Origin of the sequence: Bartonella sp. ML70XJBT (assembly GCF_028618425.1) — a bacterium.
In the GTDB taxonomy this organism is placed as follows: Bacteria; Pseudomonadota; Alphaproteobacteria; order Rhizobiales; family Rhizobiaceae; genus Bartonella.
This window is the reverse complement of the sequence record NZ_JAQISX010000007.1, coordinates 1-19,199: the sequence shown is the minus strand read 5'-3', so window position 1 is coordinate 19,199 and position 19,199 is coordinate 1. Positions and strand designations below refer to the sequence as shown.

The following is a 19,199-nucleotide window of genomic DNA, read 5'->3' as shown; positions in this document are numbered from 1 at the left end:
GTTTGTCAATTTGGGGAGAGCCTATCTTGAGAAAGGATGCATAATAAAAAAAATTATTGTTTTAAGATAAAAGCATTTCCTTCTTAAGATTGCCCATCAAACACACTTCTTTCCATTCATCTTCTGTAACGGGTTGTACTGATAAGCGGCTGGCATTGACCAGCACCATATTTGCTAATTTTGGATTGGCTTTAATTTGTTTTAGTGAAACAGGTATTGGCATATCACAAAGTGCGCGGATATCCACACATTCCCAGCGTGGATCAGAGGTTGTAGAATCAGGGTGTGCTTCAGCACATATTTCTACAATGCCTACAATTTCTAAACCTTTATTTGAGTGATAAAAAAAACCTTTATCACCATATTTCATGGCACGCATATGATTACGGGCTTGATAATTGCGGACACCATCCCATTGTTCACCATCAACACCTTTTTTCTTCTGCATCTCCCATGACCATTTATGAGGTTCAGATTTAAAAAGCCAATAAGCCATGCATTCACCTTTTTCATAGATTGTTATGTATTTTTATAAGCATTTTGGTAACATCATCAATGACGATTTTTAAAATGGCGTAAAGAATGAGCATTATCTGTTTTTTGTTTCGAAGTAACGTGTCATAGAGAAATACGCTTCATTGATAATAAAATATAAAGGTACTTTGCTCTTTGTTTATCTTTTAGCAGAATAATATAGTGATGTATCAAAGAATAGACTGAAAATTGCTCAGCAATGGAGAGGCTAATCATCTTTTCAGCTATGGTTTGAAACGCGCTCACTATGAGAGCATAGTGTTAGAAAAAATTGGGTAAGAAAACTGATTTTGAAAAATTATAACAATAGCAATGAAACAAATGGAGGGTTCAAAGGTGAAGATGTCAAAGGATGCTTCATATTATGCTTTGGTAGTGTATGGTGTATCTTATTATGTCGTAAAATACTTTCGTTTAAGGTGTGGTGATATAAGGTAGTTTTCTTTGAAATATCAAATGCTTTTAAAATATGTGGTGAATATTTAAGTTTGTGTATCAAGCTTTGGGTTAAGTGAATCGTGTGAAATGAGAGACAGATGGAATCATCGGCGGGTGAGAAATTGATTCAATAACTATCTGGATTGTTTACAGACCGGATTGAGTGAAAAGCTTTGTTCTTTAAAAAGGTGCGGGAAAGCAATTTTCTTATGCTTTTGTTCCACGGCGTCCTGTCCCGATTAAGGGGGAGGCTTTTTCATCTAAGGGCCAACGTGAGCGAGGGGCGATATCGAGTGAGCTTGTTTCTCCACGTGCGAGCTTTTGCGCACCGGCAAAAGCAATCATTGCTGCATTATCCGTACACAAGGAAAGAGGAGGTGCGATAAATTCGAAACCATGTTGATGAGCAAGTTTTTGCAATGTCAAGCGAAGTTCTTTGTTTGCGGCAACCCCGCCCGCAACAACTAGAGCAGGAGGATACTTTTCTTGTTCATGAGAGAGAGGATATTGGTTAGTAAAGTGTTGTAGAGCCAACTGAACGCGATCACGCACCGTATCAGTTACAGCGGCTTGAAAACTTGCTGCAATGTCAGCAACATCATTTTCTGTAAGAGGAGCTATAGCTGTTGCGGCTTGTCGAACAGCCGTTTTAAGGCCTGAAAAAGAAAAATCTAACCGTTTTTCACCTTTTAAAGGTCGTGGAAGAGGGATGCGATTTTTATCGCCCAATAAAGCTGCTTTTTCAAGTGCTGGTCCACCAGGATAAGGAAGACCTAAAAGTTTTGCGGTTTTATCAAAAGCCTCTCCTAATGCATCATCAATGGTGGTTCCCAAACGCTGATAGTTTCCTACTCCATGAACAAGGACTGTTTGTGTATGTCCCCCTGAAACTAAAAGTAATAAATAAGGAAACTTGACATTGTGCGTTAATACAGCTGTTAAAGCATGTCCCTCTAAGTGATTTACGGCAATAAATGGTTTTCCAGTGGCAAGAGAGAGTGCTTTTGCGCTCATAACACCTACCAATAATCCCCCTATCAAACCAGGTCCACTGGTGGCTGCAATGCCATCAATATCTTTTAGTCTTGTGTTTGCTTCTGTGAGGGCTTGCAGAATTAAATGATCAAGAATTTCAACATGGGCACGAGCGGCAATTTCAGGAACAACACCGCCGTAAGGTGCATGATGATCAATTTGACTCCAAACAATATTGGAAAGAATTCGGCTGTTTGATTTATTGTTGTATTCAATGACAGCCGCTGCCGTTTCATCACAACTTGTTTCTATTCCCAACAGACGCATTTTAAACAAAACCTTATTTGAACCTTCTTTCCTGCGTGCGTATCATGAACAGAAAAAGATGCAAAGCATTTCTCTTAAGAGACAGGATAATGAATTATAAAATGCTAAATGTTTATCCTAACGATAAAGAAAACCATTAAACACCACTCTCTTTACACTTAATAAAAGAGCAAGCCAGCACCACCATCACACCCTTGGACCTACTCTAAAATATTGTAACAGCCCTACAGTCCTTGAGGCAAGTCCATATGAAGCATGTCCTTTCTTGTCTAATTTTGATCTACATGACCCACCCGCTTGTGATGTACAAGCAAATGATTTTATTTGATTCAATATGAAAGAAATTTGAAATGAAAAAAGCCTCATATATTTGCAGTTCTTATATCAATGACAAAATGATTAATGATCTTTATAAATTAAAATATTTCTTGTCTGTGGGGATAAAGCAGGAATAAAAACACGTCGTGACTGACGACGTTGTACAAGTAATCCTTGATAGATACGTTTTTGCGCCTGACAGATTAAAAGTCCACCAAAATAAGGAAAAAGATAGCGTGAAAATGGCTCATAAAAAAATGAGAACAATCGCGAAACATAACCTGTAGAAGGCATATAATGGATAATTTCTTGTATTGGCCCAGAGACAAAATTTGTCTTTTCAAACAAACGAATAATCTGTTGTCGAGTATAAGGTTCGCCGTAACCAAAAGGCGTGGTCGTATTACGTGCCCAAAAGCCAGAGCGATTAGGAACAATGACAATCAAATGACCATTGGGGGCTAAAACACGCCATATTTCATTCAACGTTTCAAATGAATTCTCTGTATATTCCAAGGCATGGACCAATAAAATACAATCAACCGATGCATCAGAAAGCGGCAAATCTTCTTCAAAAACAAGCGCTGTAGCAACTTTCTCAACACAAGGCCAAGACGAAGCACCTTGTCTTGCTGGCATAAAAGCAAAACATTGTTGAGTACGTTCACGCAATGCAGAAAGATAAGGAGGTGCATAACCCAACCCCATAACCCGTTTATCCGAAAGATCGGGCCACCATAAATTCAATTGGTCACACAGCGTCTTTTGCACACGCAATCCAAGTGCAGAAGCATAAAAATCTTTCAGTGTAATGATATCCAACTTAACATACCATGTAGAAATAAATTTCAAAATATTACAGCTTTTATCTACTCAACCTATATGGACTTTTACGCTTTCTCCGCAATAGCGAACATTTTAATATTTCACATTTTAAACTTAAATCACCCTAAAAAACGTACAATAGGTGATTATTGTACTACAAGCGCTTTAATTAAGAAAAAAGCCAACAATTTGTTAATTAAAATGCAGCAATCTTTCAAGATAGTTTTTTTCTACTTCTGGAATATGTTCCTTGCCAAGGCGTTTTCGAATTTCATCCAAAATTTGCCGCGTACGCATTTGATCACTTTCTTGTGGAAATGCCTCACCTTCTTGTCCTTTATCTGTTTTTGAAGAAAGTGGACGTCCTAACGGATCTTTGGGACCAGAATCAGCGTTTTGAGCATTTCCTGTTTCTTTGAGTTTTTCACGCATTTTTTTCAAAACACTTTGGGCACCTTGTCGCAAAGATTCCAAAGCATCAGACTGATTTTGTATAGATGCCTGATGATTTTCATGATCAAGAGCATCTTCTGCAGAATTCATTTTTTCTTCTGCTTTTTTCAATGCACCACCTGTTTCAAATCCCTGTTCTGACAATTCTTTTTCTAATGTTGATAATTCAGACTGCAATTCAGCCTGACGTTTTTTTAAAGATTTTTTTTGTTTTTCCAGTACATTTTCCCCGCGTTTTTGTTTCATCTCTAACTGATGTGTTTCATTGAGAATTTCTTGCTGACGACGCATTAAATCACCAAGTTTGTCCATCTTTTCTTTCATTTGCGCAGATTGACTTTTTTCTCCCTCATTTTTATTGCCTTTTTGCACATGCAAATGGTCAAGCGTCTGTTCAATTTCCGCCAAGAGCTGTTCCGCTGCTAAAGAAGAACCCATTTTAGCCATTTCTTCAATGAGATTCAATTTTTCTTGTAATGTATCTTCAGAAAGATTAGGGTGTTTTGAACTTTTAGAATTTTTAGAAACTTGACTATCTGGCTCTTTTTCAGCCAAAGCTTGAATATACGCATCCATAGCTTGACGTAAATCTGCCATGAGCCGTTCAATTTCTGCCGGTGGAGCACCATATCGCAGTGCATCGCGTAGAGCAGCTTGTGCTTGTTTTAAATTTTTTTGCGCAGATTCAAGCTGATTGCCTTCAAGGCCTAAAGCAATCTGCCATAAATAATCCACCACACCACGCAAATCCTCTTCTGTTTGTGCCAAAGAAAGCCTTGTCCACGCACTCTGTAAAACAAGAAAATGTGTTACATTTTGAAGCCCCTTTTCTGGACGCACCAGCAAAGCAGAAAGCATATCCAATACACGTTCTCTCGCAGCAACATCAAGAGCAAGTAAACGACGCAATTCACTAACCGCACGCGCAACAGGATTTGAAAAAACACGCTGCGGTAATATCATAACAAAAGTTTTACTACGCCCTTTCTGCCCCGCACCATCTTCTCCCACCAAAGTAATTTTGACTTGCGAACCCGCCCATGGATGCGCTGAGACATCATGCACTGTCCGCATTTTGCCTTTTCCACCCCGTGGGAGAAGAAGCTTTATTTCTGGTGCTTGATAAAGAGAAGAAGCATTTTTATGCTGAAAAAGAGGCTCTATTTCAACAAAAGCCCTTGTCACACCATAATCATCATCCAACACATACTGCAACTCTAACGACCCCGTTAAAATCCGCCCTGGTTTTTCCAGCCAATCAATTGTTGGTTTCTTATCTTTCATCACCTGCAAATGCCACTGCTGTTTTTTACGACGTGATGAGATAAACAAATCCATTGAATGCTCTAAATGGGTTTCAAAATGAACAATTGGATCATTGAAAGCTGTTTGTTCCGTTTTTTCTGAAAACAAAACTTTCTGCCCATCTTCTACATTTTTTGCTTTAACTGTAACACCAGCCCCATTGACAACACGCACAACCACATCACTTCCTTCAGGAATTTCCAGTTGTGTCTTCTCATCTTTTGTCAAATAAATTGGCGCCACGCCGGTATAAGCAGGTGGTGTTACCCATGCATCAATCCGCATGAATTTTTCATCAATCACAGGACGAAAATCAAAAGCATCAGCCAAACGTCCACCACGTGAACCAAAAGAAAAGCTAAAGGCACACACAAAAAGGAGGACACACAAAGCCCTCAAAGCCAAAGGATCATAAGCTGCACTATTAAGAGAAATAAATCCAGTTTTTAAATGGTATAATTGTTTTGCCATTCGGCGTTGATGCTCACGCCAAATAACAGCACTAAAATCTTCTTCAATTTCAGAACATATGTGATCTGTCTGAATATTCAAAGGCTTGTGTTTAAGATTATTAACACGTTCAAGACGGTGATCCACTTCCCGCATTGTAGGAAACCGAAAACCAATAAGAAAAAATAAACTCGCCCCAGTAAAAACAAGTAAAACCCCAAGTAAGAGCCAATGGGACCAATAGCCTAAAACGCCAAAAAGCCCTAACCAGCTAAACGAACAAAAGAGACTGAGAACAAGGAAAAATGGCAACAACCGTATCCATATCCGTTCAAATGAAAGAATCCCCCACATCAAAATGCGCACACACAAAAGCTTTATTTCAAAGCTCCTGATGTTTTTATTTTTCATAAACAAGCATTTTTCCCCTTTTACCGTGATGTATTAAAATCATAAAATCCATATAAGACAATTTCCAGAAAATAAATTGTTTCATCAAAGTTTAGTAAAAATAAGACCAAAAACATTTAAGAATTTTCGATCCAGCTAGGAATATGATCACATTTCATCAATTGCGCATAATCAAGACGTGGACGAATAACCGCATAACGCGTATCTTGAACGAGAACTTCAGGGATCAAAAGTCGACTATTATAAGTACTTGCCATCACAGCGCCGTAAGCCCCAACCTGCGTAATTGCCAAAAGATCACCGGATGTCAAAATCGGCAAACGGCGATCTAATGCTAAATAATCACCAGTCTCACAAACGGAACCCACAATATCTGCACGAATAAGAGGAGCGTCTTTTACTGCTTGTTTCACAAGGACGACATTCTGCCAAGCATCATAAAGCGTTGGACGCATCAGGTCATTCATCGCCGCATCCACAATAACAAAATTTCGCCCTTGTCCCTTTTTTAAATAGAGAACAGAGGTTACCAACACACCAGCTTGACCCACAATGCTGCGCCCCGGCTCCACAACAATATTAATCCCTAAAGGAGCAATATGCTTCTTTACCAGCGCAGCATAATCAAAAGGAGAGGGTACGCTATGTTGTTCACAACCATAGGCAATACCAAGCCCACCACCAATATCTATATGCGTTATTGCATAACCATCGCTCCACAATTGACGCACACAATCTGCAATAAGAAGGAATGCCTCCTCAAACGGCTTTAAATCACAAATTTGACTGCCAATATGCATATCGATACCGCAAACATGCAATCCAGGTAAAGAGACAGCCTTTTTGTAAGCCTCTCTCGCCAATATCAATGGAATACCAAACTTATTTTCAGATTTCCCTGTTGTAATTTTCTTATGAGTCTTTGCATCAACATCTGGATTAATGCGCAATGAAACACGCGCTGTCTTTGACAAAGCAACAGCACGTTGTGACAACTGTTCAAGTTCTGGTTCTGATTCAACATTAAAACAATAAATATTCTGAGAAAGAGCAAAATCTATCTCTCTCACGGTTTTGCCAACACCAGAATAAACAATACGATGTGCCGGAATACCAACAGCAAGGGCGCGCCGTAATTCACCTTCTGAAACCACATCAGCGCCCGCCTCATTTGCTGCTAAAAGCCGTAAAATTGCTTGATTAGAATTGGCTTTAACCGCATAAGCAATCAGACTGGGCATCCCTTGAAATGCCTTTTGATAGTCCTTAAAACGTGTAACCAATGCATTAGCCGAATAACAATAAAAAGGAGTTTCTACCTCCTGCGCAAGAGCCGCAAGCGAACACCCTTCAGCATGAAGCATGCCTTGATGGTAGGGGAAAAAATTCATATTTTCCTCCTACTTTATAAAACGATCAAGAATAAACGGTTGATCATCTTCACTTTTAACAGCAGATGTTCCCTGCACAGACTTTCCCAAACTTGCAGGAGGTTCCTCCAATGATCCTTTACGCCCACACCCAACAACACCAACGCCCCCCAAAAGGACAATCATAAACCCCTTTATTATAATTTTCATCTGCCCTCTTTCCTTATCTTCATCTCTTTTTTTTACCTTTAAAATACAATCACTCAAGCGCTCACAAGGCGTTTTTTCCAATAGGCAATTTGCCGAAGGATCTCTAAAGGCGCTGTTCCTCCAAAGCTTTTGCGACTTTCAACAGATTTTTCAACAGTCAAAACATCAAAAAGTGTCACATTGATATCAGGACATATTGTTTGAAGCTCATCCAATGATAAATCCTGAAGACGGCACTGTTTTTTTTCTGCCAATGCCACAGCTTGCCCTGTCATGTGATGTGCTTCACGAAAAGGAATTCCTAATTCGCGAACAAGCCAATCAGCAAAATCTGTCGCTGTTGCATATCCCAAATCTGCGGCTTGTTTCATGGCTTCTTTATTCACGTTCAAATCAGCAATCATTCCTGTCATTGCCGCCAGTGATAATTCTAAACTCAAAGCCCCATCAAACACATATTGTTTATCTTCTTGCATATCCTTTGAATAAGCAAGCGGTAACCCTTTCATCACCGTTAACAGTCCCATAAGCGCACCATTTAATCGACCTGCTTTTGCCCGTACTAATTCGGCCGCATCAGGATTTCTCTTTTGTGGCATAATAGACGAACCCGTTGAAAAAGCATCTGACAAACGAATAAAACAAAATTGTTGACTTGACCAAAGAATGATTTCTTCTGCTAAACGCGAAAGATGCATGGCACAAAGAGCACCAGCGCTTAAAAATTCCAAGGCAAAGTCACGATCAGAAACACTATCTATTGAATTGCGTGTAGGTTCTCGAAAACCTAGTGCTTGTGCTGTCATAAAGCGATCAATCGGAAAACTTGTTCCTGCCAAAGCCGCAGCCCCCAAAGGTGATTCATTCATTCGTTCAATAGCATCACGCATCCGCGATAAATCGCGACCAAACATTTCAACATAAGCCATCATATAATGACCCAATGTAACGGGCTGTGCCGATTGTAAATGTGTAAATCCAGGCATAAAGGTATTGACATGTTTTTCTGCAAGAGCAAGTAACTGTTTTATCAACTCCTTTAAAGCTTGTGCTATTTTCTGTAATGCCTCACGAACCCACAACCGAAAATCAACAGCCACTTGATCATTGCGTGAACGCGCCGTATGCAAACGCCCAGCAACAGGACCAATCAACGCACTCAGCCGCGCTTCAATATTCATATGAATATCTTCAAGCTTTCGTGAAAAAACAAATGTCCCTTCTTCAATTTCTTGAAGAATAATTTTTAAACCATGAGAAATTTTTTCATAATCAGACTGTAAAATAATCTTTGTTTGCGCTAACATCTCAGCATGAGAGAGCGAACCTTGAATATCTTGCCGATAGAGTTTTTGATCAACATCAATTAAGGTGTTAATTTCTTCCATAACTGTAGCAGGTCCTGCGATAAACCGTCCTCCCCACATTGGATTCTTTAACTTCTCATCTGTCATATTCTAAAAACACCCATAAAAAGGACAAAATCATGATTCTTCAAAATTTTAATAGTCCAAAAAAGAAAAACAAAAAGAGGCAAATTTTCATAGCATCCTTTTTTGTTGCCATTATCTTAGTTGGTATCAGTTTATACGCAATAAAAAATCATCATGACAAGACAGTCTCCTCTTTTGCCAACGCCATTTCAAAAGAAAAGACAGAAAAAATTCAAGACAAAAAAATGATAATAGTCCAAAAAGCCGCAACAGGTTTTTTTGCTCACATGCGATTTATGGATACACCCTTAGATATGAATACCCTCTCTTTTAAGGATATTCAAGGAAAAGACCACACAATCGCTGAATTTAACGGAAAACCGATACTCATCAATCTATGGGCTATCTGGTGCGTTCCCTGTCGCACAGAAATGCCTGAACTTGCAGCATTAAAACGCGAACTGGGTGGAGAAAACTTTGATGTTATAGCGATTAATATCGATAAAGCCGCTTCTGTGGAAAAAATTCAGCAATTTTTGCAAGACATTCATGCAGATAATTTAGTCTACTATCGCGATGAAACCATGAATATCTTCAACGACATGAGAAAACAAGGACTTGCTTTAGGGCTCCCCATCACATTTCTCATTGATGAAAAGGGGTATCTTATCGCTTCCTATAATGGAGCAGCGCCATGGGCCAATAATGAAGCCAAAACACTCATAAAAGCTGTCATGAAAGAAGCACAATAATCTAATAACCACATCTTTTTAAACGTTGGATTTGACAATCCAACGCTGACAAAAAAGCAGAACGATCTTTTCTACAAAAAGGACGTGGTCCTCCTGTGATATGTCCCTGACCTCGCAAATCTTCCATCAAATTGCGTACGACTAGAGCTTGACCGATTGAATTGTTATCAAAAATACGCCCCGTTGGCGAAAGACAAAGCCCACCAGACCGTACAACCCGTGCTGCTAAAAGGATATCACTAGTAATAACGATACTCGCCTCATGTACGTGTTCTACAATCCAATCATCAGCCCTATCAAGCCCATCAGAAACAACGATTCTTTCAATGAGTTCTTCCTGGGGAAGAGAAAGAAAACGGTTTGCGACAATAAATGTTTTAAGCTGATAACGATTCATAACACGATAAATTTCAGCTTTTACCGGACAGGCATCCGCATCAACCAATAAAGTAATAGCTGGTCTTATTCCTTGCGCCATCTTTTGGCTTTCATATGATCTACAGTTTTTTCATTCACCGAGGCGATTGCCAACAATTGCGATAAAACATTATTGCAGCGTTTATTTCACCCCCGAAAATAAAAATTGCGCTTAATATGTAAAGAAAAATAATGGCAACCATAATAGATGCTAACCCCGCATAGGTTGAAATATAATCAAACATCGTTAAATAGTGCGCAAAAGCAAGAGAAGCCATAAACCATACAAACATTGTCACCACGATTCCCGGTAAAATATCTATAAACTTCCGCTCTCCTGCTGGAAGCCATTTATGAACAATCAAAAGACTGATAAACAAAATAACGACAGCAATTGTATAACGCCATAAACGAATAATCCCAATATATTCAGTCATAAAAAAAGAATGATTTTGCATAATTTTGATCAGCAAAGGCGCTAAAATCAATAAAAAACTCATCACAACAAGACCAAAAGCTCCAAGGATGACAAAAAACAAACTTTGAAAACGACAAAATAACAAACTCCGTCGATCAGTCACACGGTACGCTTTATTCAAAGCTGTACGCAAAGCCTCTATTCCATTAGAAGCAAAATAAGCCGCTCCAATGACAGAAAGCGTCAACACACCTCCTTGATGAAGGGTTAAAACATTGACAATTTCCTGAGATAAAGGCTCAGCAATGACATCAGGCAATAGCTGTACGAGCGCTTTAATTTTTTGCGGTGTATAGGTAAAAGCCCCGAGAAAACGAGCAAAAGATGTTCCAAAAATAAAAAAAGGAAAAAATGCTAAAAGGCCTGACAGCGCAACATGGCTTGCAAAAGCACTTCCACTATCACGCCAATAATGACTTATTGCGTCACCAAAAATACGATAGCCATACCAAAAGATACTTCTTAACAAATCTCAATACTTTCTGGTAACATCCTTTTTTTAGTTATCTCATGCTGTATAAAAGCATCAAGACTTAAAAAAACATTTTTTAGTATAAAGGGCAATAATCCATGTGGTCAAGCCTCACCCTATTCAAAAACTGAAAAGCCAACGAATTTTACCAAACAAATTATCTCCTATTTAGAGCTTTTTATTTTATATTGAAAACTGCTCTCTATTAAAGAACACAAAAAAATAAAATCTGAAACAAAGATATTTCCATGAGTGCTTCTTTCCTTTTTAACGCTTAAATTAAAAGAGAATAGGCGGAAATGAGTTTTTATATTTACGCCTTTATATATTGTTCTCAAATAAAGTTTTTCCCTGCTTTAAAAGACCAATCAAGCAGATAGAATATTCTCACTCCAAACAAGCACATAAAAGCTAAAAAACGAGTACACTAAATCATATGAATATTTTTCTCAAACATGTTGCTTTATGAGATTTGAATATTCATTTACAATTGCCAGAAAAAATATACTGACCATCGATTGAAGAATGCGCCTCTGTTTTCATAAAACATTTTTTACGAGACAGCACCCATAATACAATCTAGCTTTGCATTGATTTACAGACATTCATACAAATACCCTGTCCCTAAAAAATCCCTCATCAATCTCTTGGTTATATTCGTAAAAATCAAATTTATAGGGCTATAATTCTTAGCTCGATAATGTGAATAATAACACCATAAAAGCATTTTATAAGTCTTTACCCTCAGCAATACAAAAAATTATTGAACAAAGCTTTTATCTTTCAAAAAATGACTTCTTTCCTTTTACAGACATGACTAATAAGAATTACATGTCCATTGATATGAAATAAATTGAATTTGAAGTCTATCTCTTTTCTCTCTCATTTACGCGAATTGGCTAACCAAAACAACAAGCCCCCCTCTGGGAGGGCAAAAACCATTTTGGAGCACAGGGTTGGAGATAAAGGTAAGCAATGCCACTTATCATACACAAACGACTGAAAACAATACCATATCTTCATTACAACAAACAATTTAAAAGAACAGATATCTAAAGGCGTGATAAGAATAAGCAAAACAACAGCACAAAATTCAAAAATCTCTTATTTTACATTCCCTCTTTAGAAACGCTATGACGCCCAAAATCAGGGGCATCAATTTCCTGACCCGCAGCAATGATATTACGGCGCACAGCACGCGTACGCGTAAAAAAATTAAACAGTGTTTCACCATCACCTATACGAATTGCCTGTTCTAAAAAAGCAAGTCCTTCACTAAAACGACCCAACATTTCTAAAATAGCCTCTTTATTATGTAAACAAATATCGCGCCACATGACAGGATCGGAAGATGCCAAACGCGTAAAATCACGAAAACCGGAAGCAGAATAAGCAATCACTTCTGAATTGGTTACTTTTTCTAAATCACTCGCTGTCCCAACAGTATTATAAGCGATCAAATGTGGCAAATGTGAAACAATTGCTAAAACGAGATCATGATGCCTAGGCTCCATCTTTTCAACACGCGCCCCACAAGCTTCCCAAAACGCTGTCAACCGTGCGACTGCCGCTGCATCACTCTCCGCAAAAGGCGTTAAAATACACCAGCGATTCATAAATAAATCAGCAAAACCAGCATCTGGTCCCGAATATTCCGTTCCAGCAATGGGATGTCCCGGAATAAAATGAACCGTTTTTGGCAATAAAGGCGCCATTTCTGTAATAACCAATTCTTTTGTAGAACCAACATCACTCACAATCGCTCCTGACTTTAAATGATTGTGAATGTTTTTTGCCACCTCTGCGCTCGCTCCAACAGGAACAGAAATAATAACGAGATCAGCGCCTTCAACAGCCTTTGCATTATCCGTTGTATAAAAATCTCCAAGTTCTAATTCACGCGCTCTTTCCAGTGTTTCTTGTCGACGCGTTGCAATAGAAATCTGAGCTGAAAGATTTTTCTTTTTAATCACTCTTGCTAAAGAAGATCCAATCAAACCGATTCCAATGAGTGCTATTTTTTCAAATTGAATATGGAACATCTTTCACCTTTAAAGATTTTTTTCAATGGCAACAAAGATAGTTGTAAAAAAATCACGACTTTTTTGTTTGTTTATTCAAGAGTTATGCTCAAAATATTAAAAAACTACAACGAGAGAATAACGCTGTTTACCCATCATCACCTACGCAAACGAACAACAGATCATTTTATCTAGAAAATGCAAAAAATATGTAACGAAAAATTTAAAACCAAACTTCTAAATTCTTATTTCATTGCTTAATAAAATTCAACACTTTGATTTATAAAGATAATTATATTATTTTATATTATATATTGAAAGAGACCTCTTAAATACCGCAGAATTATTTCATTTTAAGCCTTCTTATGTTAAGTTTAATCAAAATCACGTCTTTTGCACCTCACAAGATGGATAGTATATGTATAAAAATACTTAAAAGAAGAAATAAAAAGCCTCACACTCTCTAATTTCAAGAACTAACGCAACAGTAGAAGTTAGCAAAGTACGCAATGAGTTCCGGTACACTTTTATTAAACGTAAAGACGATAGTGCCTACTAATGGCATTTACGAGAAGCTTTACCATTATCCTATTTATGAGCACCGTTGTGAAGTAGATATGACACGCATTGAAAAATGTTTTTAAGAAAGCGCATAAATTCGTAAGATAAATACATTCTGTCATATTTTTTTGTATGAAGAACGCGACATCTTCAAACCCTCTAATATCCACCCCATATTCTCATAAAAAATACCGAATATGCAAGATTTATCTGCCCTCTTATACCACTCACCACCCGTATGATTCACTTCACTAAAGGTTCTATGAACAATAAATATGAGAACGCATTTGATAAATCACCGTAAAAAGCGATTTTCCTTCAACCTCTACCTAATAACACAAGAGCTGTAATTGCTGAAAATGCCCTTGTGCTATACGCAAAATAAAAAATTATCATATTTTTAAATATGTTAAGCTGCCATTTGGCGTCGTGCAATAATTGTGAGTCCTAACAAAGCTTGACGAATAATGGCTTCACCCAAAAGCGGATTTTTACGGCTTTCTAAAACAGCCCTCTGAATTTTTTCCATTGCGTAAGAAATCTGTTCTAATTTCCAATATTTTAAAGCTTGTTCAACAATTTTTTTCCGTTGAAAAAAAATGGGAGGACGCGCTTGAGCAATCACCGTAAAAGGCGATTTTTCTTCAACCTCTACCTGATAACGCAAGAGCTGTAATTGCTGAAAATGCCTCTGTGCTGTACTTAAAATAAAAAAAAGCGCTCCCTGCAATGCTGCATATCGATTAAAATGTGCTTCAAAGCCTGATATATCGCCCAACAAAAGGGCATCAATGACTTCATCTTGAGAAAGAGCACTTACATCGCTTACAACAGCTTTCACATCTTCAAGGGTAATATGAACATTTGAAGCATAAAGACAAAGCTTTTCTAATTCACCTCGTGATACAAGACGATCTACCCCTAAACTTTCATGCAACCATCTACGTGCATCTAAAGAAAGAGTCTTCTTAAACTGTCCTAAAACCTCATCAATCAAACCGTCAAGAGAACGCATATCATCAGCAAAACAGGGCAAAGCCATTGCATTTTCTGCCGTTTCAATAGTATTGCGCAATCCTGTTCCTTTTTTTAAATCGCCTGCCTCAATAAGTATAAAACTCTGCTCTGGTGGTTTTTCAATTAAAAGTTTCAAGGCGGCAAGAAAACCTTTTTGGTTAGCAGCATTAGAGATCCATATCAAACGGTCTCCCCCAAAAAGCGAGAAAGTACGCGCTTCATTTTCCAAACGTGCGGGATCTTTATCAATTTCAGCAGCATCCAAACGGATTGTCGAAAATGGATCTTCTATTGCGACCTTTGTAAGCCTAGCAAAACGTTTGGCACGTTCACAAATAAGACCACGATCTAGCCCATAAATGAGAACAATAGGAAAAGAACGTGAGAAACGCGTTAGAAATTGATCAACCTCATGTGCTTTTTTCTGAGCCACATTATTAATCCATTAACAGTTCATCATTATCAAGAACGTCCCCGCGAACTTTCTGAAACATATGAATTAAATCATTAACATTCAATCCCTTACGTTCTTCATGACAGACATCCAAAATCACTTTTCCACCATGCAACATCAGAGTACGATCGCCATAATCAAGAGCTTGACGCATAGAATGGGTTACCATAATAGTCGTTAATTTTTTCTCTTCAACGATTTTTTCAGTCAACCGCATCACAAAATCAGCCATTCCAGGATCAAGTGCTGAGGTATGTTCATCAAGTAATAAAACATCTGCATGAGCTAATGTTGCCATCACAAGACAAACAGCTTGGCGTTGTCCACCGGATAAACTGTCCATAGGATTTTGAATATATGCTTCAAGACCAATGCCTAATTGAGCAATTTTCTCTCGAAAAAATTGTCTTTTTTCATGGTTTAAAGCTGAACGCAAACCACGACGATTTCCGCGAAGAGCGGCAAGAGCTAAATTTTCTTCAATTGTTAAAGAACCACAACTTCCCTTTAAAGAATCTTGAAAAACACAGGCAACCTTCCCAGCGCGTTCGCTAACTGATTGCCTAGAAACATTTTGTCCATTGATAACCACTTTTCCTGTCGAGGGAAGTGTTGCTCCCGCCAAAACACTGAGCAACGTTGATTTACCTGCACCATTTGAACCAATAACCGTAACAAAGCTACCCTGATCAATTTTGAGGTTAATATCAATTAAAGCCTGTTTTTCCAAAGGCGTTTGCGGTTTAAATGTGACCCCAACATGAAAAAGCTCAATCACGTTTACGCCTCCTCCAATAGCGTGGTACAATAAGAGTTAACACAACCAACAGTGACGTAATCAACTGAAGATCTGTCGACGTATCAATACCAATTCCATTAGCCTCAAATGCAAATTGCACGGCCACACGATAAAGAACTGACCCCACAATACAGCTGATTATAATCCAAAAAATATTGCGCGTACGAAAGAGCGTTTCCCCAATAATCACAGCAGCCAACCCAAAAACAATTGTACCAATTCCACCGGTAATATCTGTTGCAATTGCAGTTTGAATATAAAGAGAACCACCAAGCGCAACACAAGCATTAGAGAGCCCCATACCAAAATAAATCAATGCTGAAGTATGAACCCCTTGCGCCGTCGCCATCTGTGGATTAGCTCCCATTGCACGCATAGCAAGACCTATTTCACTTTCCAAAAAGCGCCAGATCAAGAATGCCACCACCAGCAATACAGCACCAACGAAAAGAGGACGCACAAAGATATCAGGTAACCCAAACAAATTATAAAAGGGTGTTAAAGCCGTATCAGAAAGCGCCAAATTAATATTAGAGCCTCCCATAATCCCCATAATACGGAGATTCACTGTATAAAGTGCTGACATTGTCAAAATAGAAGCCAAAAGATTCAAAATGCCAAAACGCAAATTCAACAGAGCTGTTAGCAAACCTGCTACCATACCCGCACAAAAAGCACATGCCATAGCTGTCCATGCATTAAAACCTAAAAGAATCAAGACGCCACAGACACAGGACCCAAGAAGAAACGAGCCATCAACTGTCAAATCCGGAAAATCCAAAACACGAAATGAGAGATAAACTCCTATAGCCACAAACGCATAAATAAGACCTAATTCCACAGCGCCAGAAAAGGCAAATATATTCATGTAAAGCAATCCCCAAGAAAACTAAACAGTTTTTATTGTATTAACACCCTATCAACAAAAGTTATTGAATCACTTTTGTTGCACGGTCAATAACGGCCTGCGGAATAACAATCCCCGCCTTTTCTGCTGCTTTCAGATCAATTCGAATGTCATTATTAGCTGCCTGCACAACATCAATATCACCAGGCTTTTCACCCTTTAGAATACGCACAACCAACTTCCCAGCATCAACCCCAACATCATAGAAATTCACACCTTGCGTCATAAAAGGACCACGTCCTATCGTATTCGCATCAACAGTAAATACAGGCATATTGGCTTCCTGGGTGACCTTTATGGCTCCCTCTAAAACAGACAGAATCGTATTATCAGCAGGAACAAAAATAACATCAACCTTCCCGATTAAAGCGCGTGTTGCTGCTTGAACATCTGAAGGCTTTGGGGCCGATGAAGGAATGATTTCAATTCCAGTTTTTTTTGCGACATCCTTTAACGTCTTAAGGGTTGAAACAGAATTTGCTTCAGAAGCATTATAAAGATAACCAATTTTTTTCAAATCTGGTTTTACTTCCTGCAAAAGTTTAACACTTTCAGCAACATCGATACGATCAGAACTCCCCGTCATATTGCCGCCAGGCTTAGTCAGCGAAGAAACGATTTTAGCTCCGATAGGATCAGAAATCGCCGCAAAGACGATAGGTATTGTTTTTGTTGCTGCAAGCATTGTTTGTGCTGAAGGCGTGGTAATCGCTACAATAACATCGGGTTTATCACCAACAAATTTACGTGCAATTTGTGTTGCTGTTGAAATGTTTCCCTGTGCTGATAAAAAGGTCAGTTGAAAATTTTCACCTTGCTTATAACCATTTTCTGCAAGAACATCTTCCACACCTTTACGAACAGCATCCGCCGCAGGATGGATCATAATTTGTGTTAAAGCAACTTTAACGTGTTTAACTTGGTCATCCGCTTTTACAGCACTGTTCATCATAAAAACAGCTGCAACGACAATCCCTAATATACTTATTCTCTTCAACATTATATTCCACCCCTCTCCATGCAAAAATTAAAAAGGGGGTAATTTATTACTAAAAAATCTTCTAAAATCAATCTTTATTTTATTACATAGACAAAATAAATCAAACTGAGATGATATTTTTTTGTTGCAATTCATAGAAGCCTAAGCCATACAAGCAAAGTATGTATCGAATCAGTGAGCGGGTGTAGCTCAGGGGTAGAGCACAACCTTGCCAAGGTTGGGGTCGTGGGTTCGAATCCCATCGCCCGCTCCATTAAGTTTTGATTATTGAATTTTGATTTATTCGTTGTAGCTTGTCAGCGGGTTTTGTATATTTTGACACCAGGTTTTGTACCAATTTATTTTCTTTTAAAGGGTTTTTAAGGTGTTTTCAAAGGGTCTTCAAAGACCTTTCAAAGATCATTTAGAGCCTCTTTAATGAATTTCTTTCTCTTCTCCTAAAAATTATGATTTTTAATGATCAGTTCTTTTGCCAGAATCGTATTACAATCGCATTATTTGAGAAGCAGCATGCATAAAAAGGTATCTCTTCTTTTAACATAAAGTGAGTGACAGCTTTTCAGTTTTCTGAGGCATTATTAAAACAAAAGAAGCTTTGAGGAATTCGGTCAACTTGACCGAATTACACTTCGATATGCAATTGCGCAATTTTTGTACCATTACTTGTTTGAGGAATTGGGTAAACATTACCCTATTGCTGAACTCATGCAATTGGATCAACTTGATCCTATTCTTTAAGGAATAGGGACAAGTTGTCCCCATTGCTCTCCCACCCAAAGTGCAAACATTGCACGTTGATCTCAGAAAGCATTACAACCGATCAAAGGAGCAGGTTGCATTTTTGATCTTCCATTTCCTTCACATAAAATTTCATTGTGATCTGAATATTTCAAAAATAGGATCAACTTGACCCAATTTTTCTTCATCATGCAATTGTGCAATGTTTGCACTATTGCTCCTTTTAGCAATTGGTGCAAGTTGCACCAATTGCTCTAAATGTTCATCATCACCGATCAAAGGGTCAAGTTGACCCTTTGATTTTATGTTTCTCGAAGGTTTATTTTTCCCCTGCTTCTTTTCCCTTGTCTGGTGCTTCGAGTGTGATTTCTGTGGTGTAACCACTTTGCTTTTCGTAGCGGTGGGTCACGGTAGCGGCTTTCCATGGTCCATTGATTTCGCCTCGAAACCCTTGAAGCAGCAGCGGTTGACCCGCCATGATTTCAGGGCGCCCCTCAAGGCTTAAAGAACCACTGCCCACAGCACGGCAAAGTC

General features: G+C 38.4%; 16 protein-coding genes, 1 tRNA gene and 1 pseudogene. 2 read left to right on the top strand and 16 right to left on the bottom strand.

Going from position 1 to position 19,199, the window contains the following annotated elements:
- Positions 1-61: 61 nt before the first annotated feature.
- From PVV65_RS04355 to argH, 7 genes are all read right to left on the bottom strand, one after another.
- Entirely contained in the window at positions 62-496 is a 435-nt protein-coding gene (locus PVV65_RS04355; protein ID WP_273754021.1) for an EVE domain-containing protein, read from the bottom strand.
- Between the two features lie 683 nt (positions 497-1,179).
- Positions 1,180-2,274, bottom strand: a complete 1,095-nt coding sequence (gene tsaD / locus PVV65_RS04350; RefSeq protein ID WP_273789340.1) for a tRNA (adenosine(37)-N6)-threonylcarbamoyltransferase complex transferase subunit TsaD — start codon at positions 2,272-2,274, stop codon at positions 1,180-1,182.
- Positions 2,275-2,673: 399 nt separating this feature from the next.
- A complete protein-coding gene (locus PVV65_RS04345; protein WP_273789339.1) occupies positions 2,674-3,444 on the bottom strand; it encodes a class I SAM-dependent methyltransferase in 771 nt (256 codons plus the stop codon).
- A 165-nt stretch (positions 3,445-3,609) separates the two neighbouring features.
- Complete coding sequence (locus tag PVV65_RS04340) at positions 3,610-6,036, bottom strand: TIGR02302 family protein (protein ID WP_273789338.1); 2,427 nt, start codon at positions 6,034-6,036, stop codon at positions 3,610-3,612.
- A gap of 116 nt (positions 6,037-6,152) precedes the next feature.
- A complete protein-coding gene (gene lysA, locus PVV65_RS04335; RefSeq protein WP_273789337.1) occupies positions 6,153-7,427 on the bottom strand; it encodes a diaminopimelate decarboxylase in 1,275 nt (424 codons plus the stop codon).
- Positions 7,428-7,436: 9 nt separating this feature from the next.
- Complete coding sequence (locus PVV65_RS04330) at positions 7,437-7,616, bottom strand: LPS translocon maturation chaperone LptM (protein ID WP_273789336.1); 180 nt, start codon at positions 7,614-7,616, stop codon at positions 7,437-7,439.
- Positions 7,617-7,669: 53 nt separating this feature from the next.
- Positions 7,670-9,070 (bottom strand): argininosuccinate lyase, encoded by a 1,401-nt coding sequence (argH, locus tag PVV65_RS04325; protein ID WP_273789335.1) that lies wholly within the window; start codon positions 9,068-9,070, stop codon positions 7,670-7,672.
- 32 nt (positions 9,071-9,102) lie between these two features.
- Here argH and PVV65_RS04320 point away from each other — a divergent pair, with 32 nt between their 5' ends.
- On the top strand, positions 9,103-9,801 hold the full coding sequence (locus tag PVV65_RS04320) for a TlpA disulfide reductase family protein (RefSeq protein ID WP_273789334.1): 699 nt from the start codon (positions 9,103-9,105) through the stop codon (positions 9,799-9,801).
- Position 9,802: 1 nt separating this feature from the next.
- Here the strand turns inward: PVV65_RS04320 and PVV65_RS04315 are convergent, their stop codons facing one another.
- The 7 genes from PVV65_RS04315 to PVV65_RS04285 form a co-directional block, all read right to left on the bottom strand.
- The gene (locus tag PVV65_RS04315; RefSeq protein ID WP_273789333.1) at positions 9,803-10,279 is read right to left on the bottom strand and encodes a YaiI/YqxD family protein; all 477 of its coding nucleotides are present in this window, start codon (positions 10,277-10,279) and stop codon (positions 9,803-9,805) included.
- Positions 10,280-10,313: 34 nt separating this feature from the next.
- Positions 10,314-11,165, bottom strand: a complete 852-nt coding sequence (locus PVV65_RS04310; protein WP_273754013.1) for a YihY/virulence factor BrkB family protein — start codon at positions 11,163-11,165, stop codon at positions 10,314-10,316.
- A gap of 1,112 nt (positions 11,166-12,277) precedes the next feature.
- Complete coding sequence (locus PVV65_RS04305) at positions 12,278-13,210, bottom strand: prephenate/arogenate dehydrogenase family protein (RefSeq protein WP_273789332.1); 933 nt, start codon at positions 13,208-13,210, stop codon at positions 12,278-12,280.
- Positions 13,211-14,159: 949 nt separating this feature from the next.
- Positions 14,160-15,200 carry a DNA polymerase III subunit delta gene (holA, locus tag PVV65_RS04300; RefSeq protein ID WP_273754011.1) on the bottom strand — a complete coding sequence of 347 codons (1,041 nt, stop codon included), beginning with the start codon at positions 15,198-15,200 and terminating at the stop codon, positions 14,160-14,162.
- 4 nt (positions 15,201-15,204) lie between these two features.
- Positions 15,205-15,999 carry an ABC transporter ATP-binding protein gene (locus tag PVV65_RS04295; protein ID WP_273754009.1) on the bottom strand — a complete coding sequence of 265 codons (795 nt, stop codon included), beginning with the start codon at positions 15,997-15,999 and terminating at the stop codon, positions 15,205-15,207.
- Positions 15,992-16,888 (bottom strand): ABC transporter permease, encoded by an 897-nt coding sequence (locus tag PVV65_RS04290; protein WP_273754008.1) that lies wholly within the window; start codon positions 16,886-16,888, stop codon positions 15,992-15,994. Before PVV65_RS04290 ends, PVV65_RS04295 begins: the two co-directional genes overlap by 8 nt.
- A 61-nt stretch (positions 16,889-16,949) precedes the next feature.
- On the bottom strand, positions 16,950-17,927 hold the full coding sequence (locus tag PVV65_RS04285; protein WP_273754007.1) for an ABC transporter substrate-binding protein: 978 nt from the start codon (positions 17,925-17,927) through the stop codon (positions 16,950-16,952).
- A gap of 178 nt (positions 17,928-18,105) precedes the next feature.
- Between PVV65_RS04285 and PVV65_RS04280 the strand changes: the two genes are divergently transcribed.
- Positions 18,106-18,180, top strand: a tRNA-Gly gene (locus PVV65_RS04280).
- 617 nt (positions 18,181-18,797) lie between these two features.
- Here PVV65_RS04280 and PVV65_RS04275 read toward each other — a convergent pair.
- Together PVV65_RS04275 and PVV65_RS04270 are read right to left on the bottom strand one after the other, a co-directional pair.
- The gene (locus PVV65_RS04275; RefSeq protein ID WP_273721122.1) at positions 18,798-18,944 is read right to left on the bottom strand and encodes a hypothetical protein; all 147 of its coding nucleotides are present in this window, start codon (positions 18,942-18,944) and stop codon (positions 18,798-18,800) included.
- A gap of 40 nt (positions 18,945-18,984) precedes the next feature.
- Positions 18,985-19,199: pseudogene (locus tag PVV65_RS04270) on the bottom strand (late control protein); the annotation flags it as partial.